General features: G+C 39.8%; 11 protein-coding genes and 1 pseudogene. 6 read left to right on the top strand and 6 right to left on the bottom strand.

The features are described from left to right. From A5N85_RS11460 to A5N85_RS11440, 5 genes and pseudogenes are all read left to right on the top strand, one after another. A partial coding sequence (locus A5N85_RS11460) for a YggS family pyridoxal phosphate-dependent enzyme (protein ID WP_072577345.1) occupies nt 1–372 on the top strand: 372 nt, incomplete at its 5' end. A gap of 28 nt (nt 373–400) precedes the next feature. Continuing rightward, on the top strand, nt 401–859 hold the full coding sequence (locus A5N85_RS11455) for a hypothetical protein (RefSeq protein WP_143143269.1): 459 nt from the start codon (nt 401–403) through the stop codon (nt 857–859). Then, on the top strand, nt 860–1,627 hold the full coding sequence (locus A5N85_RS11450) for an ATP-binding protein (protein WP_072577343.1): 768 nt from the start codon (nt 860–862) through the stop codon (nt 1,625–1,627). Between the two features lie 12 nt (nt 1,628–1,639). Further along, nucleotides 1,640–2,107 (top strand): tRNA (cytidine(34)-2'-O)-methyltransferase, encoded by a 468-nt coding sequence (locus A5N85_RS11445; RefSeq protein ID WP_072577342.1) that lies wholly within the window; start codon nt 1,640–1,642, stop codon nt 2,105–2,107. 266 nt (nt 2,108–2,373) lie between these two features. Then, a pseudogene (locus A5N85_RS11440) lies at nt 2,374–2,553 on the top strand (transposase); the annotation flags it as partial. 213 nt (nt 2,554–2,766) lie between these two features. On the opposite strand, the gene A5N85_RS11435 reads toward A5N85_RS11440, so the two are convergent. The 5 genes from A5N85_RS11435 to A5N85_RS11415 are packed head-to-tail and all read right to left on the bottom strand — an operon-like array spanning nt 2,767 to nt 6,373. Further along, nucleotides 2,767–3,708 (bottom strand): alpha/beta hydrolase, encoded by a 942-nt coding sequence (locus A5N85_RS11435; protein WP_072577340.1) that lies wholly within the window; start codon nt 3,706–3,708, stop codon nt 2,767–2,769. Beyond that, on the bottom strand, nt 3,698–4,375 hold the full coding sequence (locus tag A5N85_RS11430; protein WP_072577339.1) for a TIGR02117 family protein: 678 nt from the start codon (nt 4,373–4,375) through the stop codon (nt 3,698–3,700). The genes A5N85_RS11435 and A5N85_RS11430 overlap by 11 nt, the downstream gene beginning before the upstream one ends. 6 nt (nt 4,376–4,381) lie before the next feature. After that, a complete protein-coding gene (dksA, locus tag A5N85_RS11425) occupies nt 4,382–4,798 on the bottom strand; it encodes an RNA polymerase-binding protein DksA (protein ID WP_072577338.1) in 417 nt (138 codons plus the stop codon). 58 nt (nt 4,799–4,856) lie between these two features. After that, a complete protein-coding gene (locus A5N85_RS11420) occupies nt 4,857–5,654 on the bottom strand; it encodes a metal ABC transporter permease (RefSeq protein WP_245936000.1) in 798 nt (265 codons plus the stop codon). A gap of 17 nt (nt 5,655–5,671) precedes the next feature. Next, nucleotides 5,672–6,373, bottom strand: a complete 702-nt coding sequence (locus tag A5N85_RS11415; RefSeq protein ID WP_072577346.1) for an ATP-binding cassette domain-containing protein — start codon at nt 6,371–6,373, stop codon at nt 5,672–5,674. A 34-nt stretch (nt 6,374–6,407) separates the two neighbouring features. Here A5N85_RS11415 and priA point away from each other — a divergent pair, with 34 nt between their 5' ends. Next, nucleotides 6,408–8,564 carry a replication restart helicase PriA gene (priA, locus tag A5N85_RS11410; RefSeq protein WP_072577336.1) on the top strand — a complete coding sequence of 719 codons (2,157 nt, stop codon included), beginning with the start codon at nt 6,408–6,410 and terminating at the stop codon, nt 8,562–8,564. A 22-nt stretch (nt 8,565–8,586) separates the two neighbouring features. Here priA and A5N85_RS11405 read toward each other — a convergent pair whose 3' ends face one another. Further along, the gene (locus tag A5N85_RS11405; RefSeq protein ID WP_084601765.1) at nt 8,587–8,832 is read right to left on the bottom strand and encodes a hydroxyethylthiazole kinase; all 246 of its coding nucleotides are present in this window, start codon (nt 8,830–8,832) and stop codon (nt 8,587–8,589) included. Between the last annotated feature and the right edge of the window lie 209 nt (nt 8,833–9,041).

The following is a 9,041-nucleotide window of genomic DNA, read 5'->3' as shown; positions in this document are numbered from 1 at the left end:
CAAGATCGTTTAGCGTATGAAGATAAAACGATAGAGGCATTGGTTCAAGTAAATGTATCCGGCGAACAAAGCAAAAGCGGGGTTTCTCCAGAGGCGGCTTTAGCGTTAATTAAAGACGTTATCCAAATGGAGAGAATTACGCTAAGAGGTTTAATGACAATAGGTGCTAATGTTGATGATGAAAAAGTCATTCGGCAAGGCTTTAGACAGCTAGCAATGTTGCAACAAGAAGCACAACAAAAATTTTCTCATCAAGCAGATTTTTCTGTTCTTTCAATGGGAATGAGTGGGGATATGGAAATCGCGATTGAAGAAGGTGCAACGTTGGTACGCGTAGGTAGCGCAATTTTTGGTAAACGTCATTATCTTTAATTACATTATGTCTATTGAAAGTTTTATTTTGGCAAGAGTTGCGCATATCGTGGGTGTAGTGATTTGGATAGGTGGCGTATTTTTTGTGACTTTTGTATTACTGCCAGCCTTAAAAAATTTTCCATTAAATGAGCGTTTATCTATTTTTGAACGTTTAGAGCATCGATTTGGATATTGGGCGCGGTTAGCGATTATCATGGTTGGGATTAGCGGTGTGTTATTAGCCAATCAAATTGGCTTTTGGCAACGCTTAGCGGAAAAGCAGCTATGGCCGATACACTTAATGCTATTTGTTTGGGTGATTTTTTTCATTATGTTATTTGTTTTAGAACCGTTCATCGTTCATAAGTTATTTCATCGCTATGCGAGTGAAAAGCCTATTCAAGCCATTAAAGTGGCTGCTGTTATACATTGGGTGTTATGTGGATTAAGTTTTACTGCGATTATTGGTGGCGTAATGCTGGCGCATGGTTGGAGTTTTTATTAAATGTACACTTGGGTAGAGGAATTAAAGCAACAGTTAGCTAAAGGACAGGCTTTTTGCCGAATGCGTTATGAAAATAAAGGTTATTTACTTCCAGTAGAAGTGCCTAATGATGTTCGATTAGAAGATTTATTGGAGATTGAATCTCAGAAAAAGGCTGTCTTAGAAAATATGGAGCGTTTTTTAAAAGGCAAAGGCTATAATCATATGTTACTTTGGGGCGCTCGAGGAACAGGAAAATCTTCTTTAGTACGAGCGGTTTTTCATTATTTTAGGTCGCAAGATTTAGTTTTACTACAGCTAGCATGCGATGACTTACAAGATTTAGGTGCTTTATTATGGGTAGCAGCACAGCAGGCACAGCATTTTCTGATTTATATTGATGATTTATCTTTTGCTGCAAATGATGATAGTTATCGTGCGCTTAAAGCTTTGTTAGATGGTTCTATTGCAGGGATGTCAGCAAATATTATGCTATGTGTTACTTCTAATAGAAGGCATTTACTAAGTGAGCATCATCGCAATGATGATGCGATTCATCCTGAAGAAGACACAGAAGAACAGATTTCTTTAGCCGAACGGTTTGGTTTGCGTTTATCTTTTCATCCGCTTTCGCAACAACAATATTTAACGGTTGTAAGCCATTGGGCGGAGAGAATGGGAATAGCGCCAGATGAAGTATTACATCGTCAAGCTTTGCAATTCGCTTTATTGAGAGGCTCGCGAAGTGCTCGTGTTGCAGAACAATTTATTCGTCAATATTCAAAATAAAATTTTATCACTATGCATATTGCTTTATTTCAACCACAGATTCCGCCTAATACAGGGAATATTATTCGGTTATGCGCAAATACAGGCGCACATTTGCATATTATTCACCCTACTGGTTTTGGGTGGGATGATAAGCGTTTGAAACGTGCAGGATTAGATTATGCAGAGTTTGCAGAGGTTTGCCATTATGAGAATTGGGCTGAATTTGCTCAAAAGTTTAAAGAAAATGTTATTTGGGCATTAACTACGCGTGGAAAGACCTCTGTTTTTAATGCACAATTTTCAGAAAATGATGTTTTGCTGTTTGGAAGCGAAACAGCTGGATTAAGCGAAGAAGTGCATTCACAGATTCCGCTAGCGCAAAAATTGCGTCTTCCTATGCAAGCAAATTCTAGAAGTTTAAATTTATCTAATAGCGTTGCTATTGTGCTTTATGAGGCTTTACGACAAACAGGATTACCGCAAGACTCCTCGTTATAGTCAAATCAGTTAAAAATAGAGGTAGTGGTTTGAAAAGTATGCTGGAATATTATCAAATAATCCAATGGTAGTTAAATATTTAAATATCAATATATTAAAAGAAATATTTTTTGTAAGAGTATGGTTAGCATACTTTTCAAACCACTACCAAAATAGAATGGTATAGCTAACTTCTCAAAAAATGCATACAACGTTAACTCAATATACACTTTGAAAACAGCATGCTATTTTCAAGTACGATATGCATTTTTTGGGAGTCCCGCTATATATATTCGGATGGTTGGCGTCGTTACAATGATTTGGTTGATGTTGGCTATGCGAAACATTTTAGGGTAAACCACAGCAATAACGGGTTTGCTCATGGTCATTGCCATATCAATGGAATTGAGTCTTTTTGGAGCTTTACTATAGCCAATTTTAAGCTTCACTTAAAAGAGTGCGAGTAGCGCTGGAATTAGAACTCTGGTGATCTGCAATGCCATCTTTGGAACTTGATTAAGTAATTTTTCCAATCTTTGCTAGTCTAGAGCCTATTTTTTAAAGTTTCTTGAAGTAAAAATTGCGCAGTTGGCGCATAGACAGGCGTAGCGCGAATAAAAATATAGTCAAATCAGCTAAAAAACAGAACGTTATCTACCGCCAGAATGGCTAGATAAGGGCTATAGGATGTTTTGTTTTTTAGCTGATCGCACTATATCATTGTGTCCAGCATCTGGGACAATTAATAAAGTTTTTTGTGAACTTGGGTAGGTATCATGCAATATTTGCGCTTGAGAGGGTGGTACCAGTTTATCTAAGGCACCATGAACTTGAAAAATTGGTAGCGCGATTTTTTGAGCAGCTTTTTGTGGCTGAATGAGATGTGTATTGACGCCTGTTCTCAGTAAGACGATTTTATTAAAGTATGCTATTAGAAGTTTTTGTATAAAGTCCGGTAGATAGGATATTTTATTTTTTAAGACATCATCTATTTGTGCAAAACTGGAGACAATAACCAGCGCTTGAAAGGTATCAGGTGCTTGAGCAGCAGCAAAATTGGCATATGAACCGCCCATGGAATAGCCCCATAATGAGACCGGTAGTGGTTTTTGAAAGTGTTTTTGTGCCGCTTGTAATGCACTAAATACAATTTTTGTTTCTGATACTTGACTGCCAAAGGCATTGCTTTTCGCTTGATTTGTACCATGAGCAGCTAAATCCGGAATAATGACAGCAAATCCAATAGCAGCATAACGTGCTGCGATAGCTAGGAATTGTTCTTTTTGTCCATGTAAGCCATGCAGTAAGATGAGAATGGCTTGAGGTTGGTTTGAGTCTGATAAAGACGGATTATGTTTTTGTATTTCCTGTCGAAAGTTTTTCCATTTAGGTGCGAGTAGATTCGGTTTATCTAGCGTGAGTAAAAGGCATTCACTCGGTTCACATGTTATGTTTTTTAGATTAAATCCGTTAAGATTCGGTAGAGAAATTTCAGTAGCGGGTTGCTGTTGAAAAGTTTTTGCGGCTTGCCAAAAGTAAAGTGTGATACCTATAAAAACTGCTAGAAAAAGTAGCAGGAGTATAGAGAAAAAAGTTTTAATAGGAGAATATTTAAGGCGCATTTTGAGAAGACAAGTTCATTAGGGGAGAGGAAAAAGGCGTCCAAATAACAGCAGGAAGATTGGCTTGTTTGAGTTGGTTATTTACCCATGTGTTGCAAGTATTGAATAAATGATAGCGACCATGGGCGAGATAAAAAGCGTCATTGGTAGCATAATGAGCATTTGGAATGGGAATGATTTGGGTATGCTGTCGTTTAAAGGTTTGCGTGATGTTTTGTGAAAGCAGTTGATAATTTTTCTGGTCTATCCAAAGTTGTGTTAATGGTTGGTTATTGGGTAGTGAGGTTAAATAGTCAACATGTAGAACGGTTTCGTTATTGCCGATAAGTGCATTTATAGCATTTTTAATGGTTAAATCTTTCCAGTAAGGAGTTTCTAAGTAAACTTTGCGTTCTCCCCAACCAAAGGCAATATATTTAGGATGCTGTATAGGAATCAGAGCATCGTTAGGATCGAGCAGTTTTAGCCAATCGATATCCGCTACTTTTGTCGGAAGGATAATGTCAGTATGGACGCCGTTCGTAGTGAGATAGATAGGAATGTCTTGGTAGGTTTGATGCAGCGGTTTTATTTTAATTGCACCTAATAGATAAGCAATGAGTAAATATGATAACAGCGCTATAATTAGCGCTGTTATTGGGATAAAGATGAGTTTTTTGAATCGCATTTTAATTTAACGGTCATTAAAGAAGCCACGTTCTTTACGTTCAGCCAGCTGTTTACAATCGATACAAAGTTCAGCGGTTGGGCGTGCCTCTAGCCGTTGAAAACCAATTTCTTCATCACAATGTTCGCAGTAGCCAAATTGACCTAAACTAATGCGTTCTAATGCTTTTTCAATTTTATGGAGAAGCTTACGCTGACGGTCACGAGTGCGCAATTCTAAGGAGAATTCTTCTTCTTGAGAGGCACGGTCATTGAGATCAGCTGTGTGGGTATTTTCGTCTTTGAGATATTCTTTGGTGCGTTCACTTTCTTCCAAAATCTCTTGCTTCCATTGATTGAGTAGAGCTGTGAAATATTCAATTTGTTTTGGATTCATGTATTCTTCGTTTGCTTTGGGTGTATATTTTTTTACAGTTGTGGTCATACACTCTCCTTAGTTAGGATAAAATTGGCGCGCATAGTAGGGAAGTTAGCTCGGTAAGTCAATGATTTTTTCTGATTTTAATGAGGTTTATGACTTGAGCTAAAAAGTAAAATCCTCCGCTAATGGCGACTATGGCTGGCGCAACGGGGTAGTTTGCCAAAAAGGCTAAGCCTACGCCTAAAGTGGCGGAAATTGCAGCAATTAGTGCGGCAAAGCAGGCGCATTGTTCTGGCGTATGAGCAAAACGATTAGCGGTTTGGATAGGAATGATAAGAAATGCCATGACTAGGATTAAGCCGAGTAATTGCATCATGATGCCTACAAATCCGCCTAATAGCAGTAAAAATAGGGCTTCATAGCGTTGAATATGGGGAGTTTCAGTTCGAGCAATGTCTTCGCAAACGGTTAGCATAATAAGTGGCTGCCAAAGTTTGATGAGAGCAACTAATACGACAATAGCAGCAATACTAATGATGATTAAATCATTAGCGGTAGTGTTTAAAATATCACCAAAGAGATAGCCAAATAAGTCTGTTCGAATGTTTTCCATTTGCGATAGAGCGATAACGCCTAATGCAAGCATGAGATGTGAAAGCGTTCCTAGTATGTTATTGCCATCATCTGTTCCGCGGCTGCGCAATAAAATGAGCAATATAATCATTAAAAGAGTAGTTGCCCATATTCCAAGGTAAAGAGGAATATTGAGCCATAATGCAAGCGCAATGCCTAACCAGCTAGCATGCGCTAAGGCTTCACCAAAATAGATTAAGCGTCGCCAAGCAATAATGCCACCTAAGGGAGCAGCGGCAGCAGCAGCGATAACCGCAGATGCCCAAGGAATTAAGACAAAATTCAATAGAAAGTTCATAGTGTTTAAAGATGAATGTGTTGATGATGATGGGTATAAACCCCAATGGCAGCAGATTGTCCAGTAAGGGCTTGAAATTCTGGATGTGAAATAACGTCTTGTGGTTTACCTGCGCAACAAATGTGTTTATTTAAGCAAAGTACGCGATCGCTTGCTGCCATCACTAAATGTAAATCATGGGAAATCATGACGATTGCGCATCCGCTTTGTAGTTGATGGTCACGAATGGTTTGATAATAGTTATCTAAAGCAGCGGGATCAATGCCTGCGGCAGGTTCATCTAAGGCGATAAGGTCAGGTTGTAATAGCATGGCGCGAGCAAGTAGAAGTCGCTGTGTTTCACCGCCAGAAAGATTTTGTAAGGGGCTATCTAATAGATGTGAAATATTAAGTCGTTTTAGTGTATCTGAATGTGCAGATTGTGGAATGTCTTTTAAAAAACGACGCATCGTAATGGGTAAATCAACTGGCGGGTGAAAGCTTTGTGGAACGTAAGCCATGCGTAAGTCTTTTTTGCGTTGGATTTTTCCGCTACTTGGACGAATATGCCCTAGAATAATATGCAGTAAACTGCTTTTACCTGCGCCATTTGGACCAACGATGGTGAGTAGTTCGCCTGTTTCAATGGAAAAGTTGATATTTTTTAGAATAGGATAGTTTCCAATATGATAGGAAATATTCTCTAGAAAGATGAGCGGAGCAGTCATGAATATTAGTTCGTTTAAAACGTTATAGGATAACATGAATTATTTTCCGACGTCAGTAGCATTGTCTAAGCCATTGTTTGAGGCTTTTTCTTATGAAGCGGATAGGTATTTACCGATTGGTGTAAGAGTACAGGTTCCTTTTGGTGGACGAGAAATTTTAGGAATAGTTGTTGGGCATACGCCAGCACCGGCAGGAGTTAAGGTTAAAAAGGTAACCGCGGTCTTAGATGAAGTCAGTTTGTTTTCTGATCATTTATTTGCGTTTTTAAAATATGCGGCACGCTATTATCAGCATCCTTTTGGCGAAGTTTTGGCAGCAGCGCTACCAAACGCATTATTGCATGGGCAAGAAAATGTTAGACAGTTACCGCGTTTTTATCGAGTAACCTCAGAAGGAGAAAAAGCCAAAATTGGGCGCTTAGGCGAGAAGCAGCGCGCGGTTTTGTCTGCGACGCAAAATTGGATAGCGGAAGATTTGCTAAAACAGCAATTTCAACTATCGCCTGCGTGGTTAGCAGATTTATGTGCGCGCGGGTGGTTAGAGGTGTCAGAGCGGTTTGTTTATACGGAAAAAAGTATTCAATCTGCTCCGATATTAAGTGATGAACAAATAGCAGCATTAAACGCATTATCGAGTCGTAAGGAATTTGTTGTTGATGTTTTGGAAGGCGTAACGGGCTCTGGAAAAACAGAAGTCTATTTGCAGAGAATTATTCAATTAACAGAAAATGGTGGGCAGGTTTTATTATTGGCGCCTGAAATAGGGATTGCAGAGTTATTGTATCATCGCGTATCTGAGCGTTTATCCATTCCAGTAGGAATTCATCATAGCGGCATGACGGATGCTGTAAAGTTGGCAACGTGGCAAGCAGCTAAAGCAGGCGATATTCAATTATTGATTGGAACGCGTTCGGCATTATTTACGGATTTTGCCAATTTACGAGGGATAATTATTGATGAATCGCATGAACAAGCTTATAAGCAGCAAGATGGATTCCGTTATCATGCTCGAGATATGGGGATTGCTCGCGCTAAGTTGTTAGGTATTCCGATTTTGTTGGGCAGCGCAACGCCTTCTTTGGAAACTTGGCGGCAAATCTCGTTAGGACATTGGGGACATTTAAAGTTAACGAAACGCATACAAGCAACTGCTCCCCCTAAAATTACGATTGATGATCTTTCTTATTGTGAGCAGGTCGGTGGGCTATCCGTTCGTTTGATTGGTGAAATTCATCGTCAGTTGCAAGCCAATCAGCAAGTTATGTTATTTCTAAATCGCAGAGGATATGCGCCAATTTTGTTATGTGAAGATTGTGGTTGGAAAAGTGAATGTCCTGCTTGCGATGCCACAATGACAGCCCATCTTGCTGAACGCCGAATGCAATGCCATCATTGTGGTCGTATACAACTGTTGCCAACGCGTTGCCCCAGTTGTGGAAGTGCGTCGCTAGTATTGATTGGAATGGGCACGCAAAGATTGGAACAGTCCGTTCGTCAGCAATTTCCGATGGCACGTATCTTAAGAATTGATAGCGATGTTTTTACAACGGCTAAGCAATTTCAATCGGCAGTAGCACAAATTCATCAAGGTGAAGTCGATATTATTTTAGGGACGCAATGGCTGGCGAAAGGGCATCATTTTCCTAAATTACAGCTAGTTGCTGTCATTGATGCAGATAGTGCGCTTTATAGTAGCGATTTTCGTGCAGAGGAACGCTTAGCGCAGCAATTAGTGCAAGTCGGTGGGCGTGCTGGGCGAGAGTCTTCAGGTCATATTTGGGTGCAAACCCGTTTACCTTCGCATCCGATTTTTAATGTGTTTCATCAGCCTTATTCGACAACGCTCAAATGGTTAGCCGAAAGTAGAAAGGAAAATGATTTACCTCCGTATAGCGCGCAAGCGTTATTATTTGCTCGACATAAACAAGCGGAAAAGGTGTTACAAGCGCTAGCTTTAACGAAGCAAGGTGCGTTATCGGCAGAAGTTGGAAAAGACTGGCAATGGTTTGGTCCCGCGCCAGCAGTGATGGCAAGAAAAGATGGTCAACATCGGGCACATTTATTGTTGCAGGCAAAAAATAAGGTTGATTTGCAAAAACAGTTGCCTTATTTAATGCCTTGGTTGCTGGCGCAAGGCAAGGCGTTAAATGTGCGTGTAGGGATTGATGTTGACCCCTTGTGGACGGATTAGTCTGCTTTATAAAAGTTGCTGATTATTCTTTTGGAATAGTCAGTCCATCTAAGATAGCACTAGCAAAGCTACCAAGACCTTGACTATGTTTGGCAGCATATTCCCCTGCATTTTTCATAAATACACAAGCAGCAGCAGCGCCAGTAAATGTTTCGCCACAAGTAATGGTTGCAGCAATAATGGCAGAAAGTGCACAGCCAGTGCCAGTCACACGAGTCAGATGTTTATGACCGCCATTAACAACAACGGTATTTTCTCCATCAGTAATATAGTCAAATCACTTATAATCCAATCTATCCAAAGCAGATATAAAGAACAACTTGTAGTAGAATTATCAAAAACAAACTGAGCATATCCTATGACCTACTGCAGCCAATTCCGACAGAAAATTCTTAACGATATTGCTAATGGAGAAACTTGGCGCGCTGTTGCAAAGCGCTACAAGATCAGCAAATTCACCGTCTATAGCATGATTAA

Source organism: Suttonella ornithocola (assembly GCF_001889065.1).
GTDB classification, from domain to species: Bacteria; Pseudomonadota; Gammaproteobacteria; order Cardiobacteriales; family Cardiobacteriaceae; genus Suttonella_A; species Suttonella_A ornithocola.
The sequence above is the reverse complement of the archived record's forward strand: the minus strand, read 5'-3'. Positions and strand labels throughout refer to the sequence as shown.